Origin of the sequence: Nonomuraea sp. NPDC050383, assembly GCF_044459125.1 — a bacterium.
GTDB lineage: Bacteria > Actinomycetota > Actinomycetes > Streptosporangiales > Streptosporangiaceae > Nonomuraea.
In genome coordinates this window covers 283,109-304,567 of the sequence record NZ_JBITIP010000006.1, presented here as the reverse complement: position 1 = coordinate 304,567, position 21,459 = coordinate 283,109, and the positions used below count along the sequence as shown (strand labels likewise).

The window sequence follows — 21,459 nt, the reverse complement described above, 5'->3', positions numbered from 1 at the left end:
GGAAACCCGGGAAGGCGTCAGGGCCGCAGGAAGGCCCGGAGCCGCTCCAGCGGCCAGGTGTTGATGACGTCGTCGGTGGTGAGCCAGGCCCGCTGCGCGATGCCGACGCCGAACCGCTGGTGGGCCAGGTGCGGGATGGCGTGGGAGTCGCTGTCGATGGAGAACTTCACCCCGTGGTGCTTGGCCAGCCGCACCAGGTCGGACGGAAGGTCGGAGCGGTCGGGGTAGGAGTCGATCTCCATGGCCGTGCCCGTGCGGGCGGCGGCGCGGAAGATCGCGTCCCAGTCGGCGTCGACCGGGTCACGCTTGCCGATCTTGCGGGTGGTGGGGTGGCCGATGATGTCGACGTACGGGTTCTCGCAGGCGGCGATGAAGCGGCGGGTCATCTCGTCGCGCGGCATGCCGAAGTGGGAGTGCACGGAGGCCACGCACACGTCGAACTCCCGCAGCACCTCGGCGGGCCAGTCGACCGAGCCGTCGGGCGCGATGTTGAGCTCGCTGCCGTGCAGCAGCCGCATGCCCGGGTGCCGCTCCTGCAGCTTGGCCAGCCGCTCGCGCTGCTCCAGCGCCTTGTCGAGCGTCATGCGCTGCATGGCCAGGTCGGGCGCGTGGTCGGTGACCGCGTAGTAGGAGTAGCCGCGCGCCTCGGCGGCGGCCACCATGTCCTCCAGCGAGGCGATGCCGTCGGTCAGGTCGGTGTGGGTGTGCAGGTCGCCGCGCAGGTCCGCCAGCCGCACCAGCTCGGGCAGCTCGCCGCGCAGCGCCGCCCGCACCTCGCCGCCGTCCTCGCGCATGGGCGGCGGGACGTACTGCATGCCGAGCGCGGCGTAGATGTCCTCCTCGGACTCGGCGGCGATCACCCGCTCGCCCTCGAACAGGCCGTACTCCGACAGCTTCCAGCCCTTCTTGACCGCCATCTCGCGGATCGCGACGTTGTGCTCCTTGGAGCCGGTGAAGTACTGCAGGGCGGCGCCCCACGAGGCCGCGGGCACCACCCGCAGGTCGACCTGCACGCCGGAGGTGGTGCGGATCGACGTCTTCTTGTCGCCGGCCGCGATCACCTCCGCGACGTACGGCTGCGCCCGGAACTCCTCCATGATCGATTCGGGTGCCACGGCGAGGATGTCGATGTCGCCGATCGTGTCCTTCATGCGGCGCAGCGATCCGGCGTAGGCGACGCGCTCGGCCGTCAGGGAGGCCATCACCTGCTCGGCCAGCGACATGGCGACGCCGATGTGGACCCGGCGGCCCGCCTGCTCGATCTGCTCGACGCCCTTGGCGAGGTTGGCCAGGGTCTTGGCGCCGAGGCCCTTGACGCCGTCGAGCCGGCCCGCCGCGATCGCCTCGCCCAGCGCGGCGGGGGAGTCGATGCCGTAGTCCTCGAACAGCATGATCGCGGTCTTCGGTCCCAGCGACGGCACCCGCGTCAGCCGCCGGACCCCTTCGGGCACCCGCCCGCGCAGGTCGTCGAGCTGCCGGAAGCTCCCGCGCAGCAGGAACTCCTCCATCTTCTTCGCGATCGCCTCGCCGACGCCCGGGACGCCGCGCACGTCGGTCGCCGAGATGTCCTCGGGGAAGCCGGCGATGGCCTTGGCGGCCTTCTGGTAGCTGCGCACCCGGAAGGCGTCACCGCCGGTCAGCGCGAACAGCTCGGCGTACTCCTGCAGCGCCGCCGCCGCTTCCTCGTTAGCACGTGCCATGGCCAAAGCTTAGAAGCCGCCACCGACACTTCCGGCCCCGCCCGGCCGCTCCCGGCGGACGCCGCCAGGAGCGGGTGACGACCGTCAGAAGCGGACCACGCGCGGCCGGTACGGCTCGGTGAGGAAGGTGAGCTCCTCCTCCGTCAGCCGGACGTCCACCGCGGCGACCGCGTCGTCCACGTGCCGCTCCTTGGTGGCGCCCACGATCGGGGCCGTCACCGCCGGCTGCTGGAGCACCCAGGCGAGCGCGACCTGCGCGGGAGGCAGGTCCCGCTCCTTGGCGATCCGCGCCACCCGGTCGATGACGATCTGGTCGTCGTCCGGCTCGTACAGGGAGCCGATGCGCGGGTCGGAGCCGGCCCGCGCGGTGGCGGCGTCCTGGCCGGCACGGGCGAGCACGCCGCGCGCCAGCGGGCTCCACGGGATGACGCCCACGCCCTGGTCGGCGCAGAGCGGCAGCATCTCGCGCTCCTCCTCGCGGTAGAGGAGGTTGTAGTGCGGCTGCATCGACACGAACCGGGTCCACCCGTTGACCTCGGCGACGTGCTGCGCCTTGGCGAACTGCCACGCCCACATCGTGGAGGCGCCGATGTAGCGGGCCTTGCCGGCCTTGACCACGTCGTGCAGCGCCTCCATCGTCTCCTCGATGGGCGTCTCGTCGTCCCAGCGGTGGATCTGGTAGAGGTCCACGTGATCGGTGCCGAGCCGCCGCAGGGAGTCGTCGATCGAGGCGTGGATGTGCTTGCGCGACAGGCCGCGGTCGTTGCGCCCCTCGCCCATGGGGAAGTAGACCTTGGTCGCCAGCACGTAGTCCTCCCGCCGGGGGAAGATCTTGCGCAGCAGGTTGCCGGTGACGACCTCGCTCTCGCCGGCGCTGTAGACGTCCGCCGTGTCGAAGAACGTCACACCGGCGTCGGCCGCGCGGCGCACCAGCGGCTCCGCCTGCTCCTCGGTGAGGGTCCACTCCATCTTGGCGGGGTCGCCGTAGCTCATCATGCCCAGGCAGATACGGGAGACTTTCAGGCCAGTGGTGCCGAGTCGCGTGTATTCCATGGGGTCAACCCTATGACTGGCATGTTTGCCCCGGCTTACGGCCTGAAGGTGTCCGAACCAGGCCATCCGCTTTACAGGCGTCGGCCGATCGGGTCGATTAGAGGGAGGCGTGGACCGGGCGGCAGGCGGGGGGCGGGTGTACTGCACGGGGAACGGGTTCGCGGCCCGCTTGCGCTCGGTGGTCGTCACCCCCATGTCCCCGTTGTGGCTCGGCCGGGTCGCCGTGACGGCCGGACTGGCGGCTCTGACGGTCCCCGTCCAGGCCGCTCTGACGGTCCCCGCCGGGTCCGCTCTGACGGTCCCTGTCGGGGCGGTGGTGCTGATGGCGCTGCTGGCCGTGCACGCGCGGTTCGTCCTGGGGGTGCTGGCGCGCCGGGAGGGCGGCTGGTGGCTGGTCGGGGCGCAGGCGTGGCTGACGTACCTGCCGATGCCGTGGTTCGGGGCGGCGTGGACGCCGGTGTGCGGGCTGCTGTCGGGCGCGCTGCTCGTGACCGCGTACCGCGTCCGGTCGGCGGTGCTGGTGGCCCTCGCCGCGGCCTGCGGCCCGGTGCTGCTGTGGGCGCCGCCGGGCGCGCTGGCCCACACGGGCTGGGCGGTGGGCGCGCCGGTGCTGGGGCTGGCGGAGTACGCCGTGGTGACGCTCGCGGGGCGGGCGCACTGGCTGGCGGCCGCCCGTAACGACGTCATCGGCCGGGCCGTCGCCCTGGAGCGCCGGCGCTTCACCCGCGACCTGCACGACCTGGTGGGGCACCGGCTGACCGCCCTGGTGCTGAAGGCGCAGCTCGTCGAGCGGCTGGTCCGCGAGGGCGACCCCAAGGCGGAGTTCGAGGTGGGGGAGACCCTGGTGCTGCTGCGCGCCCTCGCCTCCGACGTGCGCTCCGTCGCCCACGGCGGGAGCCACGCGTCGCTGGAGAGCGAGGTGGCGTCGGCGCGCGCCCTGCTGGAGTCGGTGGGGGTGCGCTGCGACGTACGGGTGTCGTGCCGTGACTTCCCGGGGGAGGTGGCCGAGGCGCTGGTCCACGTCCTGCGTGAGGGCGTGACCAACATCCTGCGGCACGCCGCCGCGCGGAGGTGCGTGATCCGGCTGGACGAGCAGGACCGGCTGATAACCCTGTCGATCAGGAACGACGGCGCCCGCCCGGTGCGGCGTCACGGGAGCGGGCACCACCTCGGGCCGCACGGGGGCGGTCCTCACGGTGAAGGTCCTCACACCGGCGGGTCTCACAGCGGCGGGTCTCACAGCGGCGGGTCTCACACCGGCGGGTCTCACAGCGGCGGGTCTCACACCGGCGGGTCTCACAGCGGCGGGTCTCACGGCGGCGGGCACGGGCTCGGGAACATGACGGAGCGGCTCGCGGGGCTCGGCGGCTGGCTGGAGACGGACGCTCGCGGGGGCGAATTCGCCTTCTCGGCCTTCATTCCCCGGGCCAATGGTGACCGTATAACCGGCCAATGATGAAAAACGCACAAATGCAATTATATTTGTACCAATTTAGCGGTGCCGTGTGTTACTAGCCGCAAACCCACCCGGAACGTCAGTCTTACTCCAGACCGCACCGGGAGGGAGCGCCGGATGGACCAGTACGAGCTGTACTGCCTGGCGGACAGCCGTTTCTACGACACCCTCGGCCACACCGACGCCGAGGAGGCCGGCTTCTCCCTGCTGCGCAGGCCGCTCCCCGAGGGCTGGGTCCACATGGTCACCGGAACCTGGTGCTACTACGCCGCCACCGGTCAGCCTCCACTGCCCCGGCAGGGCTGGAAGATCCACGTCTCCGCCCGCCTCGACGACGCCGAGCGCGCCATCGCCGCCGTATGGGATTACTGCGTTCCCCGCGGAATGGCGTTCAAATTCCTGCGCGGCCCGGCCGTGCACGTGATGGTCAATTCCAAGGCCGCCTCCCGCGCCTCCAGCGGGAAACTCGTGACCATCTACCCGCGTGACGAGGCGCAACTCGAACTCGCCCTCAAGGAGCTGCACGAACTGCTGCGCGGCGTCCGGGGTCCGTACGTCCTCAGCGACCTCAGGTACGGCGAGGGCCCGCTCTACGTGCGCTACGGCGGGTTCGCCGAGCGGCACTGCCTGTCCGGCGGCGGCGAGCGGGTGCCGGCGGTCGAGGACGGCGACGGCCGGCTCGTGCCGGACGTGCGCGGGGCCACGTTCACCGTGCCGCTGTGGACGACCCTGCCCGCCTTCCTGGAGCCCCACCTGGCCGCCCGCAACGCGGTCACCACGACCGGCCTGCCGTACGAGATCGAGCAGGTCCTGCACTTCTCCAACGGCGGCGGCGTCTACCTGGCCCGCCACCGCCCCACCGGCGAGCGGCTGGTGCTGAAGGAGGCGCGCCCGCACGCCGGCCTCGACGCCGCCGGGCGCGACGCCGTCACCCGGCTCGCGCACGAGCGCGACATGCTCGAACGCCTGTCGGGCCTCGACGCGGCGCCCGCGCTGCGCGACCACTTCACGCTCGGCGAGCACCACTTCATCGCGATGGAGTTCGTCGACGGCACGCCGCTCCAGCGCCGCCTCGTCCACCGCTACCCGCTCACCCGCGCCACCTGCCGGGCCGAGGACGTCGCCGAGTACACCCGCTGGGCGCTCGCCACGCTGGACCGGGTCGAGGCCGCCATCGAGGCGCTGCACGCCCGCGGCGTCGTCTTCGGAGACCTGCACCCGGACAACGTGCTGCTCACGGAGGACGGGCGCGTGGTGCTGATCGACTACGAGGTCGCCACGCTCGCCGACGACGGCGCGCGGGCCGCGCTGGCCCACCCCGCGTTCGCCGCGCCGCCGGACCGGCAGGGCGTGGACGTCGACAGGTACGCGATGGCGTGCCTCAGGTTCGCCCTGTTCGCCCCGCAGTGCACCATCATGCTGCCGCTGCACCGGCCGAAGATCCTCCAGGTCGCGGAGATGGTCGCGGAGAGCTTCCCGGGGACGGCGGACATGGTCGGCGCCGCCGCGGCCACCATCCTCGGCGACACCCCGCCCGTCTCCCGCGACGCCGCGCCCGCCGCTCCTGGGCCGGACCGCACGCCCATGCCGGGACGCGCGCCCTGGCCCGAGCTGCGCGACGCGATGTGCCGGGCCATCACCGCCTCCGCCACCCCGGAGAGGGACGACCGGCTGTTCCCCGGCGACGTGGCCCAGTTCCGCCCCGGCGGCGGCCTCAACCTCGCCCACGGCGCCGCAGGCGTCCTGTACGCGCTCGCGGCGACCGGCGCCGGCCGGTACCCCGCCTACGAGGAGTGGCTGCGCGAGCGCGCGCTGCGGCCCGCCCAGGGTTCGGGGCTCGGCCTGTACGACGGCCTGCACGGCGTCGCGTACGCCCTCGACCGGCTCGGCCGCCGCCAGGACGCCCTCGACCTGGCCGGCGTCTGCTTACGCGAGAAGTGGGACGACCTCGAATCCGCCCTCTCCTCCGGCCTTTCCGGTATCGGGCTGAACCTCCTCCACCTCGGACGCCGCCATGACGAGCCCGAACTGACCCGGGCCGCCCTGCGCGCCGTCGACATCTGCGCCGACCGGCTCGGCGGCCCGGGCGACGTCCCCGAGACCAGCGGCGGCGACCACCCGAGAGCCGGCCTCATGCACGGCTCCAGCGGCCCCGCCCTGCTGTTCCTGCACGCCTACGAGCACACCGGCGACACGGCGCTGCTCGACCTGGCCGACACCGCGCTCCGGCAGGACCTCCGCCGCTGCGCCACCTCCCAGGACGGCTCGCTCCAGGTGAACCAGGGCTGGCGGCTCCTGCCGTACCTCGACGAGGGGTCGGCCGGCATCGCCCTCGTACTCGCCCGCCACCTCGGCCACCGTGACGACCCCGGCCTCGCCGACGCGCTGTCCCGCCTGCGGGCCGCCGGCCGCGCCGGCTACTACGTCCAGCCGGGGCTGTTCACCGGCCGGGCCGGGATCATCGCCGCGCTCCCGGACCGCGACCCGTTCGCCGGCCGGCTGGTCGAGGGGCTGCGGTGGCACGCGCTGCCGTTCGCCGGCGGCCTCGCCTTCCCCGGCGACCGGCTGCTGCGGCTCTCGATGGACTTCGCGACGGGCACCGCCGGTGTCCTGTTCGCGCTCGGTTCGGTGCTGGGCGAGCAGCCCGTGCACCTGCCCTTCCTGGAGCCGGCCCCGCAGGGGCGGCCCCGTCACCCCGACCCCTGGAAGGAGGTGTAAACCATGGTTCTCCTCGACCTGCAGGGCCTCGAGTCCCCGGCGAGCAGCGACGTCGCCAGCGGCGGCTCCACGCTCACCGTGCTGGGCTGCCACTCCCACGCGCCCAGCAACCTGAGTGTCGCGGTCTGCCACTGACCGGCGGCAATCCGAGATCCCCGCGCCGCCGTCTCGTCGGCGTGGGGATTCACCTGTGCATGACCTGTGAGACCGCATGACTTGTGAGACCGCATGACCTGTGAGAAGCGGAGGTAGGGGTGCGGGCCGGAGACCGGCTGGTGATGGACGCGGTACGGCGCGGCGGGCCCTGGCCCGTGGTGCTGGCCGTCACGGCCGTCGCCGGAGCGGCCGGGGAGCTGGCCCTGCCGTACGCGGCGGGCAGGACCGTCGACGCCTTCACCGCCTCCCTCACCGGCGGCGGCCGGCAGCCGTTCACCTCGGGCGCCGGCGGCTGGCTCGCCGCCTGCGCCGCGCTCGCCGCCTGCGCCGCGCTCGTCGCCTGCGTCATGCTCTGCGAGAGCATCGGCGTGTGGGCGCGCGGTGCGAGCGGCGCCCGCGCCGCGGCCGGGCTCCGCCTCCAGATCCTGCGCCACGTGCTGGGCGCCGGGCCCGTCGCGACCCGCCGCTTCCCGGAGGGGGAGCTGGTCACCCGCGCCGGACTCAACGCCGAGGAGGCGGGCCGCGCCCCCGAGACGATCACCGGCGCGCTCGCGCTGCTCGTGCCGACGGCGGGCGCCCTCGTGGCGCTCACGCTCATCCATCCCGTCCTGACCGCCGCCCTGGCCGCCGGGATCGTCCTCGTCCTGCTGGTGTTACGCGCGTTCCTCCGTACGACCACGGCTCTCGCGGGCGGCTACCAGGAGGCGCAGGGCGAGATCGCCGCCCGGCTCGTCGGCGCGCTGGACGGCGCCCGCACCATCGCGGCGGCCGGCACCGCCGACCGTGAGGCCGCCCGTGTCCTCGCCCCGCTGGAGGCGCTGCGCCGGCACGGCCTGGCCCTGTGGCGCGCCAACGCCTCGGCCGGGGTGCGCGCCGGACTCGTCGTGCCGCTGGCGGAGGTGGCGGTGCTGGCGGCGGGCGGCCTGCTGCTCGCATCGGGAGAGCTGACCGTGGGCGAGCTGTACGCGGCGGCGAGGTACGCGGTGCTGGGCTCGGCGCTGAGCACGGGGCTGGGGCTGATCGGCGCCCTGGCCAGGGCTCGATCGGCGGGCGCCCGCCTGGCCGCCCTGCTCACCGTCCCCCGCCCCGCCCACGGCACCCGCGCGCTGCCCGCCACCGGCCATGGACCCCGCACCGGCGCTCGCCTGCTTCCCGCCGACGGCCTCGGGCCCCGCACCGGCGCTCGCCTGCTTCCCGCCGACGGCCTCGGACCCCGCACCCGAGCTCGCCCGCTTCCCGCCGACGGCGTCGGCGCCCCGGAGGGCACGCTGGAGTTCCGTGGCGTGGCCGCGGACGGGCTGACCGTGGGCGACCTCGTCGTGCCCGGCGGCTCCGTGACGGCCGTCGTGGGCCGCTCGGGATCGGGCAAGTCGCTCCTCGCCGCCCTCGCGGCCCGCCTGACCGACCCGGAACGCGGGACGATCCTGCTGGACGGCGTGCCGCTGCCCGAGCTGACCCGCGACGAGCTGCGGCGCGCGATCGGCTGCGCCTTCGACCGCCCCGTCCTGGTCGGCGACACGATGGGGGACGCGATCGCCCTCGGCCTCCCCGCCGCCTCCCCGGAACGCCCCGCGTCGGGCGCCGTCGTCGCGGCGGCCGTGGCGGCCAGGGCCGACGGCTTCGTCAGGCGGCTGCCCCAGGGGTACGCCACCCCGCTCCCCGAGGCGCCCCTGTCCGGCGGCGAGCGGCAGCGGATCGGCCTGGCCCGCGCCTTCGCCCAGGCCGGGCGCGTGCTCGTCCTGGACGACGCCACCAGCAGCCTCGACACCGTCACCGAGCGGCAGGTCGGCCGGGCCCTCACCGGCGACCCCGCCGGCCGTACCCGGCTCGTCGCCGCCCACCGGCTCGCCACCGCCGCCGGCGCCGACCAGGTCGTCTGGCTGGAGGGCGGCGCCGTGCGCGCCGTGGGAACCCACGCCGGTCTCTGGCAGGACCCCGCCTACCGCGCCGTCTTCCAGGAGGCCGCCCCATGACACCGCGCACGGCCGGCCGCGAGGGGACGGCGGGGTGGCTGCTCCGGCGGGCGCTGCGGCGGGAGCCGTACCAGCTGGCGCGCATCGGCGGCTGGTCGGTGCTGGAGGCCGCGCCCGCGTTCCTCATCGGGCACGCCATCGCCCGCGCCATCGAGGACGGCTTCGCGGCGGGCCGCCCCGGCACCGGTTTCCTGTGGCTCGCCGCGCTCGGGGTGGCGTGGCTGGTCGCCGCCGTGGCCGCGCGCCAGATCGTGCTTGCCGTCGCCGCCGTCGCCGAGCCGTTCCGCGACGACCTGCTGGCCCGCGTCGTCCACGGCGCGGTACGGCGGGCCGCCGCCACCGCGGGGGCGCGGCGGGACAGCGCCGCGGTCACCCGGGCCGGACTCCAGGTGGAGCTGGCCAGGGACGCGTTCGCCGCGGTGGTGACGACCGTGCGGGGGTTCGCGTTCACCGTGCTCAGCGTCGTGCTCGGGTTGCTCACGCTGGCGCCGGGCGCGGCGGCGCTGGTGCTGCCGCCGTTCGGGGCGGGGCTGGGGCTGTTCCTGGTGTCGTTGCCGGCGCTGGCCCGCAGGCAGCGGGCGTTCCTGGTCGCCGACGAGCGGCTGGCCGAGGCGATGACGGCGACGATGGGCGGGCTGCGCGACATCACCGCCTGCGGAGCGGAGGAGCGGGAGGGCGACCGGCTGGCGGTGCGCGTCGCGGAGCAGGCCGGCGCCGCCCGCGCCCTGGCCCGCGTCACCGCCGTCCGCACGGCCGCGCTGGCGGTCGGCGGCTGGCTGCCCGTCCTGCTGGTCCTCGCCGGCACGCCGTGGCTGCTGCGCGACGGGGCCGGCGCGGGCGTCGTCGTGGGGGCGCTGGCGTACGTGACCCAGTCGCTCGCGCCCGCCCTCGGCGGGCTCGTGCAGGGCCTCGGCGTGAGCGGCGTGCGGCTGGCGGCGACGCTGGAGCGCATCGCCGGCGCCGCCCCGGCCGAGCGGCCCGCCGCCCCGCTCCTGCGGCCCGCGAGTGCCGAGGTCCGGCTGCGCGGCGTCACCTTCGCGTACGGCCCGCACTCGGCGCCCGTCGTGGCCGGCCTCGACCTGCGCGTGCCGGAGGGGGAGCACCTGGCGGTCGTCGGGCCCAGTGGGGCGGGCAAGTCCACGCTGGCGGCCCTGATCAGCGGCCTGCTGCGGCCGGACGAGGGGGAGGCGCTGGTCGGCGGGGTGCCGGCCGTGTCCCTGGACCCGTCCGCCCGGGTCCTGATCCCCCAGGAGGCGTACGTCTTCCGCGGCACCCTGCGCGAGAACCTCACGTACCTCCGTCCCGGCGCCGCAGCGGACGGGCTGGACGAGGCCGTGGCGGCGCTCGGGGCGGAGGACCTCGTCCGGGCGGCCGGCGGGTACGACGCCCCGCTCGACCCCGCCGCCCTGTCCGCCGGCGGGCGCCAGCTCGTCGCCCTGGTACGCGCCTACCTGTCGCCCGCCCGCCTCGTCGTCCTGGACGAGGCCACGGCGCACCTGGACCCCGCCGCCGAGGCGCGGGTGGAGCGGGCGTTCGCCCGGCGCGGCGGCACGCTCGTCGTCGTCGCGCACCGCATCACCTCCGCGCGGCGCGCCCGCCGCGTCCTGCTCATGGACGGGCCGGACGTGCGCTCCGGCTCCCACGACGAGCTCGTCCGCACCGCCCCCCTGTACGCCGACCTGGTCGGCCACTGGCAACCGGAGCCCGTGTCATGAAATACCCGCAAGCACGGCGTCTGTCCCTCGTCGACCACCTCCACGGCCACCCCGTCCCCGACCCGTACCGCTGGCTGGAGGACCCCGCCGCCCCCGAGACCCGCGCGTGGCAGCAGGCCCAGGACCGGCTGTGGCGCGAGCACGCCGCCACGCTGCCGCTGCGCGACCGGTTCGAGGCGCGCCTGGTGGAGCTGAGCGCCGTCGGCATGGTGACGCCGCCGCTGTGGCGCGGCGAGCGCCGCTTCCACCTGTCGCAGTCCGCCGGCCAGGAGCACCCGGTGCTGCACCTCGACGACAGGCCGGTGCTCGACCCCGCCCGCCTGGACCCGTCCGGGCTCACCACGCTCGACGGCTGGCAGCCGGACCACGACGGCCGCCTGGTGGCGTACCAGCTCTCGCGGCGCGGCGACGAGCGCGCGGAGCTGTACGTCCTCGACCTGGCCACCGGCGAGCCGGTGGACGGGCCGATCGGCGGCTGCCGCTACTCGCCCGTCGCCTGGCTCCCCGGCGGCGCCGGCTTCTACTACGTCCGCTTCCGGCAGGGCGTCTACCTGCACCGCCTCGGCGACCCGGCCGACGTGGAGGTGTTCAGCCGCGGCCCCGTCGCGTACGGCCTGCAGGCCAGCGGCGACGGCCGGTGGCTGACGATCACCGCGGGCACCCGGGCCGGCAACGGCGCCTGGCTGGCCGACCTGTCCGCCGGCGACCCGGCGCGGCTCGGCCCGCGCGCCGTCCACGAGGAAGGCCGCGAACGGGACGCCCGTACGGAGGCGGCCGTCGGCCCCGACGGCCGCCTGTACGTCCTCACCGACCAGGACGCCCCGCGCCGCAGGCTGTGCGTCGCCGGCACGGAGGAGCCGTCCGCCTGGAAGGAGCTCGTCCCGGAGGACGGCGGGGCGGTCCTCGGCGCGTTCACCGTCCTGGACGGCGGCCGGCTGCTCGTCGCGCGCACCCGCCACGCCGTCGGCGAGATCGGCGTCCACGACGCCGCCACGGGGGAGTGGCTGGCGGAGGTGCCCCTGCCCGGCAGCGGCACGGTCACGGCGTTGACGTCCCGGCCGGACGGCGGGCACGAGGCGTGGTTCGGCTACACCGACGCCGTCACGCCCGGCGAGGTCTGGCGTTACGACGCCCGCGACGGCGTGGTGACCCGCTGGGCGACCGCGCCGGGGCACGTGCCGTTCACGGAGGTGGAGAGCCACCACGTCGAGTACGCATCCGCCGACGGCACGCGCGTGCGCATGGTCGTCTCCGCCCTGCCCGGACGTGCCGGGCCACGGCCGGCGATCCTGACGGGGTACGGGGGGTTCGGCGTGCCGCTGACGCCGGCGTACGCCGCCGACTCGCGCGCCTGGGTGGAGGCGGGCGGGGTCCTCGCCGTCGCGCACCTGCGCGGCGGCGGCGAGGAGGGGGAGTCCTGGCACCGCGACGGGATGCTCGACCGCAAACCGAACGTCTTCGCCGACTTCGAGGCCGCCGCCGGCAAGCTCGTCGCCGACGGCTGGACGGAGCCGGGCCGCCTGGCGGCCTGGGGCGAGTCGAACGGCGGCCTGCTCGTCGGCGCGGTCCTGACGCGCCGCCCCGATCTGTTCGCCGCCGTGGTGTGCTCGGCGGGCCTGCTCGACATGGTCCGCTACGAACGCTCCGGCCTCGGGCCCTCCTGGGCGCCGGAGTACGGCTCGGCCGCCGACCCGGAGCAGCTCGCCTGGCTGCTCGGCTACTCGCCCTACCACCACGTACGCGAAGGGACGGCGTACCCCGCGACGCTGTTCACCGTCTCGGGCGGCGACTCGCGGGTGGACCCGATGCACGCCCGCAAGATGTGCGCCGCGCTGCAGAGGGCGACCTCGGCGGAGGGGCCGGTGCTGCTGCGCCACGAGCCGGACGTCGGCCACGGCGCCCGCGCGGTGAGCCGCTCCATCACCCTGGCCGCGGACGTCCTCGCCTTCGCCGCCGCCCACACCGGCCTGACGGGACCCTGATCCCCGGCCGCCCGGGGATCGGACCGCCGGGAGGCGAGAGCCGCTCGCGGCTGCGTCGAGCTGGACGCGCTAGAAGCGGTTGAGCCGCCAGATCCTGGGCGCGATCGCCGAGTTCACCTGGAACAGGACGATCAGCACGATGCTCACGTACGTATTGATCACCGAGAGCACCGCGGCCACCGCGTACAGCCCCTGGTAGATGACGATCCGGCGCCGGTGCGCCAGCCGCATGTCGTGGTCGACGTCCGCCTTCAGCAGGCCGGCCCGGTGCCCGTACGTGACGCTGGCCAGCAGCATCGCACCGAGCAGCAGCAGGTTCACCCAGTAGACGGCCACGGCGAGCCGGAAGCCGATGTACTCGCCGAGCACCGCCGTGGAGAACGGCATGAGCGAGACCGAGGCCAGGAACGCCAGGTGGATCCACGTCAGATGGCGGTTGGCCCGCTCGAACTGGTTGAGCTGCGTCTGCTGCCCCACCCAGAAGATGCCGAGCGTCAGGAAGCTCATGAAGTAGGTGAGCAGCTTCGGCGCGAGCAGCACCAGCGCGTGCCACAGCCCCTGCTCGGAGTCGAGGGCGCCGCTCTCCCAGAGGGGGCGCTGGTGGTGCACGGCCTCCAGCACCGGCGCGTGCAGCTCCAGGACCAGCAGGGTCATGGCGATGGCGAACACGCCGTCGCTCAGTGCGGCGAGCCTGCCGATGTTGCTGCCGGAGAAGCGGGAGTAGAGAGCGGGCATCAGGTGGGCTGGCCGGTCGGGCGTACGACGACCGTGTTCACGTCCACGCCCGCGGGCTGGGCCAGCGCCCAGGCGATGGCGTCGGCGATGTTCTGCGCGCTGAGCAGCGGCCCGGCGGGGCGGCCGTCCGGCCAGAACGCGGTGTCCACGCGGCCGGGCGCGATCAGCGTCACGCCGACGCCGTCGCCGGTCACGAGCATGCGGGTGTTCTCGGCGAGCGCGGTCACCGCCCACTTCGTCACCGAGTACATGTTGCCCGGCGAGTGGATGAACCCGGCCACGCTGCCGACCAGCACGATCCGGCCACGGGTCTCGCGCAGCGCGGGCAACGCGGCCTTCACCAGCAGGGCGGGGCCGAGCACGTTGGTGAGGACCATGTCGCGCAGCCGGTCCGGTTCGGTCTCGGTGAGCGGGCCGTGGGTGGAGAATCCGGCGTTGGCGACGACGTGGTCGAGTCTGCCGTACTCCTTGACGGTCGCCGCCACGGCGTCCTGTACGGCGTCGTAGTCGGTGGCGTCGCCGGGCAGGCGTAACACGCCGGGCACCTGGGCGAGCTTCGTCTCGTCCCGGCCGGTGACGGCGACCGCCTGCCCGTCGGCGACCAGCCGCTTCGCCAGCGCGAGCCCGATGCCACTGGCTCCGCCTGTGATCAACGTTGTCTTCACGGGGTCACACAGTACGGGTGCGGCCCATCAGCGACCAATAAATTCGTCTATGGCTGGTCATACGGAAGCTGATCAGTGACCGGGCGCTCAGCCGATGGGGGTCGCCTTCTCGGCCGTCCTGCGGAACTTGGCGCCGTTCCACGTGTAGGTCTGGCTGACGATCAGATCGGGGCAGCAGTTGGGGGCCCGGCCGCTGACCACCTTGCCGCGCAGCTGCACCCGCCCGTCGCGGATCGTGACCTTCAGGGACTTGAAGGAGCGGTTCGCGCCGAGCCTCGCGAGGAGGTGGGGGGCCGCCGGGCGCTTGGAGGCCCCGTCGTAGACGAAGGCGAACAGGGGGTTGCTCGACGTCGGGCTCGGGCACGACGACACGACGACGGTCTCGCGCTTCCCGTCGCGCGTGAGGTCGCCGACGGCCGCGACGCGGGCGCGTATGACGTACCAGGTGGCGTTCGGCTCCGGCTGGAGGCAGTGCAGCGCCGGCTCCACCACGGCAGCCCAGTCCACCCCGTCGGCGGCCTGGCCGCCGTTCCGCCCGGTGGCCGCCTGGGCGGCGCCCGCGTCCAGGATCGTCACCAGTGAGGCGGCGAGGGCGGCGGTGCCCATCCAGACGCGGAATCGGCGGGGCCTCGGGCTGCTCGTGTGCTCGGTACGTGCGTTCATGAGCGATTGGACGCGCCGTGGCCCGGATATGTTGCGAGATCGCGGGGCGGCTTCAGGTGCCGGGCAGGCGTAACAGGTCAAGGAGGCGGCGCATGTGGTCCGGCGTGTTGACCAGGCGGGCGCGGCCGTCGCGGCACAGGCCGGTCAGCAGGCGTGTCCCGCCGACGTCGGCGAAGCCGAGTTTCTCGACGTCGATGAGCAGCACGTCGGCGTCGCGGCCGGCGCGGCGGGCGCGCCGCAGCGTTTCGATCACGACAGAGGTGTTGACCGCGTCGAGTTCACCGATCAGGCGGACGACGGCGGGGCCCGGGTGGGAGCTGCGGACGACGCGGAGCTGACCGTCGAGGTACAGCACGGCATCGACGCCGGCGGCGGGGGAGGCCGTGCCGACGGAGGTGGATTCGTGGCCGGTCACGGCGCGCGCCTGCATGATGGGCGTCGTCACGCGCGGTGATGGACGGTGCGCCGCTGTCGCGCACGATGCCGGCCGGGGCTCTGGTACCGATGACGGATGGTGAGCATGTGACCCCCTTGACGCGGCATTGCCGTACATAGTGGATATAAGACGCTATAGGAGAATCTACTTACCCGAAAGATGATTCGTCTATCATGGGGCGGTGCTTCTGTGTCAAACCCGCGAACACCGGGCCCGGAGCCGGGCCCGAGAGATGCGAAGTGCCTCGTGAGCAGTTCCGATGAGCGTTCGTCGTGGACCTTCCTGACCCATCACGCCCGGGTCCTGCTGGAGATCGCCCGCGATCCGCGGGTACGACTGCGCGACATCGCCGCCAGCATCGGCATCACCGAACGCGCCGTCCAGGGGATCGTCTCCGACCTGCACCAGGCCGGCTATGTGACCCGCGACAGGATAGGCCGCCGCAACCACTACGCGATCGACCCCCAGCGGCACTTCCGGTATCCGACCGAGGCCGACCTGCCCATCGGCCTGCTGATCGACATGTTCACCCGGCACGACCTGCCGCGCGCCGAGGCCGGCCTTGAGCAGCCGCCGCCGGCGTTCGGGGAGCCGCGGACGGCCGCCGGCGCGCCGGATGCTCCCGCCGCCGACCACGGCACGCTGTCCATGGCCTGAGGCCGCCGTCCGGCCGGCGGTCAGATCCAGCCGGACTCGCGGGCGATGCGGATGGCGTCGATGCGGCTGCGGGCGCCCAGCTTGGCGGTGGTGCGGTGCAGGTAGTTGCGGACCGTTCCCTCCGAGAGGAACAGCGACGCGGCGATCTCCGACACCGGCGCACCCTCGGCCGCCGCGCCGATGACGTCGAGCTCCCGGGGCGTCAGCGGCGCGTCGGGAGGGGACATGGCGGCGATGGCGATCTCCGAGTCGATGACCCGCTCGCCGGCGGCGACCCGGCGGATGGCGTCGGCGAGCTGGTGGGGCGGCGCGTCCTTGGCCATGAAACCGCGCACGTGCACGTCCAGCGCCCGCCGCAGCAGGCCGGGCGTGCCGACGCCGGTGAGGATGAGGACGCCGCAGTGCGGCAGCTCCTCGTGCAGCTCCCCGGCCGCCTCCAGGCCGTCCTTGCCGGGCAGCGAGACGTCGATGACGGCCACGTCGGCCTCGGAGGCACGGGCGGCTTTGACGATCCGGTCTCCCCGGTCCACCTCGGCGACGATCTCGATGTCCTCCTCGTAGGCCAGCAAGGCCACGATCGCGCCACGTACCAGATGCATGTCCTCAGCCAGCAACGTTCGGATCACTGTTGTCCTCGCGGTCGGCCAGCAAGACCTTTCCGGTTCTGAAGGCAGCCGTGACTGCTCCCGGGGGGAGGGGCCAGAGCGCCGTCACCGGGAGTCTCTGCCCAGTTACGGCGGAAGCATGCTAGAGGGCCGCAAATTACGGGAATCTGGCTTCCGAGGTGGGCGGGGAGAGGGCCCCCGCCGAGAGGGGCTCCTCCCCGGGGCGTCCGTGAGCGATGCTGGCGGTCATGGAACCTCGCGTGCACCCCCTCCCGCCCGAGCAGTGGGACGACTTCCAGCGGGACCACCCCCAGAACGTCTTCACCACGCTCGGCCGCCACCCCGAGCTCTACCGGGCATGGCTCCGGTTCGGCAGCGCCCTGCTGTACGGCACGCTGCCCGCCCGCGACCGCGAGCTGGCCATCTTGCGCACCGCCCACCACCACGGCAGCGCCTACGAGTGGGCCCACCACGCGCGCATCGGCCGCGAAGCCGGTCTGACGGCCGAGGAGATCGACGCCGTACGGCGGGACGGCCCGGCCGAGCCCGCGGACTGGGCGCCCACGGACCTGCTGGTGCTGCGGGCGGCGGACGAGCTCCACGCGGACGGCGACCTCAGTGACGCCACGTGGGCCGCCCTGTGCGAGCGTTACGACGAGGCCCGGCGGATCGAGCTGGTGATGCTCGTCACCCACTACGGCATGCTGGCCGTCGTGCTCAGGACGCTGCGGGTTCCCCTGGAGGACGGCTGACCTCCCGGCCGGTCGTCAGCTCCCCGGGACGATCATCGTCACGCCCGGCACCGACCCGATCGAGGCCAGCGCCTTGCCCGCGTCGGCGAGCCCGATGGTGCGGGTGACGAGCTGATCCGGGTGCAGGAGCCCGGCCCTGATCATCTCCAGCATGGGCGGGTAGGCGTGCGCCGCCATGCCGTGGCTGCCCAGCAGTCGCAGCTCCTGTCCGACGACCCGGCTCATCGGCACCGGCGTCGTCTCGTCCGGCAGCAGGCCCACCTGCACGTGCCGGCCGCGGCGGCGCAGGCTCTCGATCGAGGCGGCGCAGGTGCGCGGGCTGCCCAGCGCGTCGATCGACACGTGCGCGCCGCCTCGCGTCAGCTCCCGCACCTGGGCGCCCGCGTCGCCGGCCGACCCGTCGACGAAGTGGGTCGCGCCCGCCCGCTCGGCCAGGTGCAGGGCGTCGGAGCTGATGTCGACGGCCACCACCCGCGCCCCTGCCGCCGAGGCGATCATGACCGCGGACAGTCCCACGCCGCCGCAGCCGTGGACGGCCACCCACTCGCCCGGCCGCACCTCGCCCACCTGCGCGACGGCCCGGAACGCGGTGGCGAAGCGGCAGCCGAGCCCGGCGGCCGTCGGGTAGGCCATCTCCTCGGGCAGCGCGATGAGGTTGACGTCGGCGTGGTCGATGGCGACGTACTCGGCGAACGACCCCCAGTGGGTGAAGCCCGGCTGCGTCTGCCGCTCGCACACCTGCTGCTCGCCGGCCGCGCAGGCGGCGCAGGTGCCGCAGGCGCACACGAACGGGACGGTGACCCGCGCCCCCGGCAGCCACCCGCGCACGTCGGAGCCGACCGCCTCGACCACGCCCGCCAGCTCGTGGCCGGGCACGTGCGGCAGCGCGCGGATGTCGGGGTCGTGCCCCTGCCAGCCGTGCCAGTCGCTGCGGCACAGGCCGGTGGCCCGTACCCGGATCACCGCCCCGTGCGGCGCGGGGGTGGGGTCGGGCAGGTCGCGGAGGTCGAGGTCTCCGCCGAACAGGTCAAACGCAACGGCTCGCATCTCATGAGCTTAGGACGACGCGCCGGAGCTCGCGCATGGCCCGGTGGGAGGGGGAGCCGGGCTCGGTGGTGTAGATGACCAGGCGCAGGTCGTCGCGGTCGGGCACGGGCAGCACCTGGCAGGTCATGTGGATGTCGCCCACGACCGGATGGTGGATGACCTTGCGCTGGTCCCTGCGGACCTCGACCTCGTGCCGGTCCCACATCTCGGCGAACTCCGGGCTGAGCGCGAGCATCTCGGCGACCAGCGCCTGGATGCCCGGATCGCCGGGATAGCGGCCCGCGGCGGCGCGCAGGTCGGCGACCGCGGCTCGGGCGAAGCGGCTCGTCTCCTCGTTGCCGAGGCGCTCGGCGATGTCGGGGGAGCTGAACACCCACCGGATGGCGTTCTGCTCCTGCGGCGACTGCTCGTCGAGGTTCTGCAGGACGACGCCGGCCAGCGGGTTCCAGGCGAGGACGTCGTACTTGGCGTCGAGCACGTACGCCGGCACCTCCTCCAGGGACGCGACGAGGTGCAGGATGCCCTCCGGCACGTCGCCCCTGCGCCGGCCCGTGCCGCCCGGCTGCTCCAGTGCCTGCCCTGCCAGGTGGAACAGGTGCGCCCGCTCGTCCTGGCTCAGCATCAGCGCCCGGGACAGCGCGTTCAGCACCTGGCGCGACGGGTGCGGGCCGCGGGCCTGCTCCAGCCGGATGTAGTAGTCGATCGACATGCCGGCGAGCTGCGCGACCTCCTGCCGCCGCAGGCCCGGCGTGCGCCGCCGCTCGCCGGAGGGCAGGCCGGCCTCGCGCGGGGTGAGGCGGGCGCGGCGGGAGCGGAGGAAGTCAGCGAGCAGGTCGCGGTTCATCCCCCCATCATCCTCGATGTGCGGTTCGCGTGGGTGGTACCGCCGATCCCAGCCTCGGGAGGTCTCTCCCGCCTCGTCCCGCGGCCCGCGACCGTGGAGGCATGACGACGACAGCCCTCATCACGGGTGCCAACAAGGGAATCGGTTTCGAGATCGCGCGGCAGCTCGCCGAGCACGGCGTCACCGCCGTCATCGGAGCGCGCGACGAGGAGCGCGGGCGGGCCGCCGCCGAGCGGCTCGGCCAGCCGTACGTGCGGCTCGACGTGACGGACGAGGAGAGCGTCCAGGCCGCCGCCAAGTGGATCGAGACGGAGTACGGTCGGCTGGACGTCCTCGTGAACAACGCCGCGATCGCCGGCGGGGCGGCCGAGCCCAGCCGCACACCGGCGGCGGAGCTGCGCGAGGTGTACGAGACCAACGTCTTCGGCGTGGTCACGGTGACCAACGCGATGCTGCCGCTGCTGCGCAGGTCGCAGGCGGGCCGGATCGTGAACATGTCGAGCGAGCTGGGCTCGCTCAGCATGGCGCTCGACCCCGGCACCCCGTTCTGGGAGACCAACCTGCTGGCCTACAACTCCTCCAAGACCGCGCTCAACATGGTGACCGTCGCGTACTCCAAGGAGCTGCGCGACACCCCGATCAAGGTCAACGCCGTCACCCCCGGCTACTGCGCGACCGACCTCAACGGCCACAGCGGCTACCGCACGCCCGAGCAGGGCGCGGTGATCGCGGTGCGCCTCGCCCTGGCCGGCGCCGACGGCCCGACCGGTGCGTATCAGGACGAGAACGGCCCTATCCCCTGGTAGGTGTGGGCGTGCCCTGCCCGGACAGTAAGGGGGGCATGGGACAGGATCTGGACAAGGAGCGCTTCACCGAGGAGGAGTACGTCCGCTTCGGTGAGCGGCTCCAGGAGCAGCTGGGCACGTTGCGCGGGCTGCTGGACACGCCGGGATTCGGCCAGGGGCCCACGACCATCGGCGCGGAGCTGGAGCTGGTCCTGGTCGACGAGGCGGGCCGGCCGCTGCCGCGCAACGAGGAGACGCTGCGCACGCTCGGCGACCCGCGCGTGGTGATGGAGCTCGGCCGGTACAACCTGGAGGTCAACCTCTCGCCGGTGCCGCTGGAGGGCCGGCCGTTCGAGCGGCTCGGCGGGGAGGTCCAGGAGGCGCTGGGCAAGGTGGACGCGGCGGTGGGCGCCACGGCGCCCGGTGCGGGGGCGGTGCCCATCGGCATCCTGCCCACGCTCGGCACGGAGGACTTCACCCGGGAGGCGATGAGCGACCAGAAGCGGTACCGCGCCATGAGCAGCGGCTTTCGCCGGCTGCGGCTCGAACCGTTCATCGTGAAGATCGACGATCTGGAGCTGGCGGTCGCCGACGTGCTCCTGGAGGCGGCCAACACCTCCTGGCAGGTGCACGTCCGCACCCCGCCCGAGCGGTTCGCCCGGGTGTTCAACGCCGCCCAGCTCGCGATCGGGCCGGTCCTGGCGGCGTGCGGCAACTCGCCGTCGTTCCTGGGCAGGCAGCTGTGGGAGGAGACGCGCATCCCGCTCATGGAGGAGGCGGTCGACGACCGCGACATCGAGCGCCGCGAGCGCAGGGACGGCCGCGTCACGTTCGGGTCGGACTGGGTGCATGAGGGCGCGTACGAGCTGTTCGAGAGGTACGTCCGCGACTACGCGCCGATCATGCCCGAGCTGCGCGACTCCGACGACCCGCTGGACGTGCCCGAGCTGCGGCTGCACCAGGGCACGGTCTGGCAGTGGAACCGCCCCGTCTACGACCCGGCCGGCGGCGGCCACCTGCGGGTCGAGATGCGCGCACTGCCCGCCGGCCCGTCGTGCGCGGACATGACGGCCAACGCGGCGTTCCTGATCGGGCTCACGCTGGCGCAGGCCGAGCGCGACCTGACCGGCTACCGCTTCGCCGAGACGTACCAGAACTTCTACCGCGCGGCCATGCGCGGCCTGGACGCGAAGCTGTCGTGGCCGGGCAGGGACGGCGAGCTGGACGCGGCCGACCTGGTGCTGAGCCTGCTGCCCGAGGCTCGCGCGGCGCTGCTGGCCGCCGGGGTGGTGCCGGACGACGTGGACGGGGCGCTCGGCGTCATCGAGCAGCGGACCCGGCTGCGCCGTACCGGCTCGGCCTGGCAGCGGGAGGCGCTGGCCCGGCTCGGCGGCGACCGGGAACGGCTCGTCCAGGAGTACCGCCGGAATGCACTGTCGGGGCTTCCCGTGCATCTGTGGCGATGAGGCTTCTGCGGCGACAAGGCATCTGTGGCGATAAGGCTTCTGTGGCGATAA

At 73.9% G+C, this 21,459-nt stretch carries 19 protein-coding genes; 10 read left to right on the top strand and 9 right to left on the bottom strand.

Translation table 11 applies throughout. From position 1 onward, the window contains the following. Positions 1–17: 17 nt before the first annotated feature. Positions 18–1,700 carry a DNA polymerase/3'-5' exonuclease PolX gene (gene polX / locus ACIBG4_RS18125; protein ID WP_397202716.1) on the bottom strand — a complete coding sequence of 561 codons (1,683 nt, stop codon included), beginning with the start codon at positions 1,698–1,700 and terminating at the stop codon, positions 18–20. 84 nt (positions 1,701–1,784) lie between these two features. Further along, a complete protein-coding gene (locus ACIBG4_RS18120; protein ID WP_310711140.1) occupies positions 1,785–2,753 on the bottom strand; it encodes an aldo/keto reductase in 969 nt (322 codons plus the stop codon). A gap of 109 nt (positions 2,754–2,862) precedes the next feature. Between ACIBG4_RS18120 and ACIBG4_RS18115 the strand changes: the two genes are divergently transcribed. The 6 genes from ACIBG4_RS18115 (at position 2,863) to ACIBG4_RS18090 (ending at position 12,753) form a co-directional block, all read left to right on the top strand. Next, positions 2,863–4,209 (top strand): sensor histidine kinase, encoded by a 1,347-nt coding sequence (locus ACIBG4_RS18115; protein ID WP_397202715.1) that lies wholly within the window; start codon positions 2,863–2,865, stop codon positions 4,207–4,209. 117 nt (positions 4,210–4,326) lie between these two features. Next, positions 4,327–6,927, top strand: coding sequence for a class III lanthionine synthetase LanKC (gene lanKC, locus ACIBG4_RS18110; protein WP_397202714.1), 2,601 nt, complete (start codon positions 4,327–4,329; stop codon positions 6,925–6,927). Positions 6,928–6,930: 3 nt separating this feature from the next. After that, positions 6,931–7,062 (top strand): SapB/AmfS family lanthipeptide, encoded by a 132-nt coding sequence (locus ACIBG4_RS18105; RefSeq protein ID WP_355442966.1) that lies wholly within the window; start codon positions 6,931–6,933, stop codon positions 7,060–7,062. 119 nt (positions 7,063–7,181) lie between these two features. Next, complete coding sequence (locus ACIBG4_RS18100; RefSeq protein WP_397202713.1) at positions 7,182–9,056, top strand: ATP-binding cassette domain-containing protein; 1,875 nt, start codon at positions 7,182–7,184, stop codon at positions 9,054–9,056. Then, positions 9,053–10,771: an ATP-binding cassette domain-containing protein gene (locus tag ACIBG4_RS18095; RefSeq protein ID WP_397202711.1), complete on the top strand. Its 1,719-nt coding sequence runs from the start codon at positions 9,053–9,055 to the stop codon at positions 10,769–10,771. Before ACIBG4_RS18100 ends, ACIBG4_RS18095 begins: the two co-directional genes overlap by 4 nt. Beyond that, positions 10,768–12,753: a prolyl oligopeptidase family protein gene (locus tag ACIBG4_RS18090; RefSeq protein ID WP_397202710.1), complete on the top strand. Its 1,986-nt coding sequence runs from the start codon at positions 10,768–10,770 to the stop codon at positions 12,751–12,753. Before ACIBG4_RS18095 ends, ACIBG4_RS18090 begins: the two co-directional genes overlap by 4 nt. 69 nt (positions 12,754–12,822) lie before the next feature. Here the strand turns inward: ACIBG4_RS18090 and ACIBG4_RS18085 are convergent, their stop codons facing one another. The 4 genes from ACIBG4_RS18085 to ACIBG4_RS18070 all read right to left on the bottom strand — a co-directional run bounded on the left by ACIBG4_RS18085 (position 12,823) and on the right by ACIBG4_RS18070 (position 15,261). Beyond that, positions 12,823–13,488, bottom strand: coding sequence for a TMEM175 family protein (locus ACIBG4_RS18085; RefSeq protein WP_397202709.1), 666 nt, complete (start codon positions 13,486–13,488; stop codon positions 12,823–12,825). Next, positions 13,488–14,153, bottom strand: a complete 666-nt coding sequence (locus ACIBG4_RS18080; protein ID WP_397202708.1) for an SDR family oxidoreductase — start codon at positions 14,151–14,153, stop codon at positions 13,488–13,490. The genes ACIBG4_RS18085 and ACIBG4_RS18080 overlap by 1 nt, the downstream gene beginning before the upstream one ends. Before the next feature lie 87 nt (positions 14,154–14,240). Further along, entirely contained in the window at positions 14,241–14,816 is a 576-nt protein-coding gene (locus tag ACIBG4_RS18075) for a hypothetical protein (RefSeq protein ID WP_397202707.1), read from the bottom strand. A 52-nt stretch (positions 14,817–14,868) separates the two neighbouring features. After that, positions 14,869–15,261, bottom strand: coding sequence for an STAS domain-containing protein (locus tag ACIBG4_RS18070; protein WP_397202706.1), 393 nt, complete (start codon positions 15,259–15,261; stop codon positions 14,869–14,871). Positions 15,262–15,498: 237 nt separating this feature from the next. Between ACIBG4_RS18070 and ACIBG4_RS18065 the strand changes: the two genes are divergently transcribed. Next, positions 15,499–15,909: a helix-turn-helix transcriptional regulator gene (locus tag ACIBG4_RS18065; protein ID WP_397202705.1), complete on the top strand. Its 411-nt coding sequence runs from the start codon at positions 15,499–15,501 to the stop codon at positions 15,907–15,909. Positions 15,910–15,929: 20 nt separating this feature from the next. On the opposite strand, the gene ACIBG4_RS18060 is transcribed toward ACIBG4_RS18065, so the two are convergent. Next, positions 15,930–16,535, bottom strand: coding sequence for a DNA-binding response regulator (locus ACIBG4_RS18060; protein WP_397202704.1), 606 nt, complete (start codon positions 16,533–16,535; stop codon positions 15,930–15,932). A gap of 227 nt (positions 16,536–16,762) precedes the next feature. On the opposite strand from ACIBG4_RS18060, the gene ACIBG4_RS18055 reads away from it, so the two are divergent. Then, positions 16,763–17,266, top strand: a complete 504-nt coding sequence (locus ACIBG4_RS18055) for a carboxymuconolactone decarboxylase family protein (protein ID WP_310711126.1) — start codon at positions 16,763–16,765, stop codon at positions 17,264–17,266. 15 nt (positions 17,267–17,281) lie between these two features. Here ACIBG4_RS18055 and ACIBG4_RS18050 read toward each other — a convergent pair whose 3' ends face one another. Both ACIBG4_RS18050 and ACIBG4_RS18045 read right to left on the bottom strand, forming a co-directional pair. Continuing rightward, positions 17,282–18,313, bottom strand: coding sequence for a zinc-dependent alcohol dehydrogenase family protein (locus ACIBG4_RS18050; RefSeq protein WP_397202703.1), 1,032 nt, complete (start codon positions 18,311–18,313; stop codon positions 17,282–17,284). 1 nt (position 18,314) lies between these two features. After that, positions 18,315–19,157: a helix-turn-helix transcriptional regulator gene (locus ACIBG4_RS18045; protein WP_397202702.1), complete on the bottom strand. Its 843-nt coding sequence runs from the start codon at positions 19,155–19,157 to the stop codon at positions 18,315–18,317. A gap of 101 nt (positions 19,158–19,258) precedes the next feature. Between ACIBG4_RS18045 and ACIBG4_RS18040 the strand changes: the two genes are divergently transcribed. Then, positions 19,259–19,963 carry an SDR family oxidoreductase gene (locus tag ACIBG4_RS18040; protein ID WP_397202701.1) on the top strand — a complete coding sequence of 235 codons (705 nt, stop codon included), beginning with the start codon at positions 19,259–19,261 and terminating at the stop codon, positions 19,961–19,963. Between the two features lie 35 nt (positions 19,964–19,998). Continuing rightward, positions 19,999–21,408: a glutamate--cysteine ligase gene (locus ACIBG4_RS18035; protein ID WP_397202700.1), complete on the top strand. Its 1,410-nt coding sequence runs from the start codon at positions 19,999–20,001 to the stop codon at positions 21,406–21,408. The last annotated feature ends 51 nt before the right edge of the window (positions 21,409–21,459 follow it).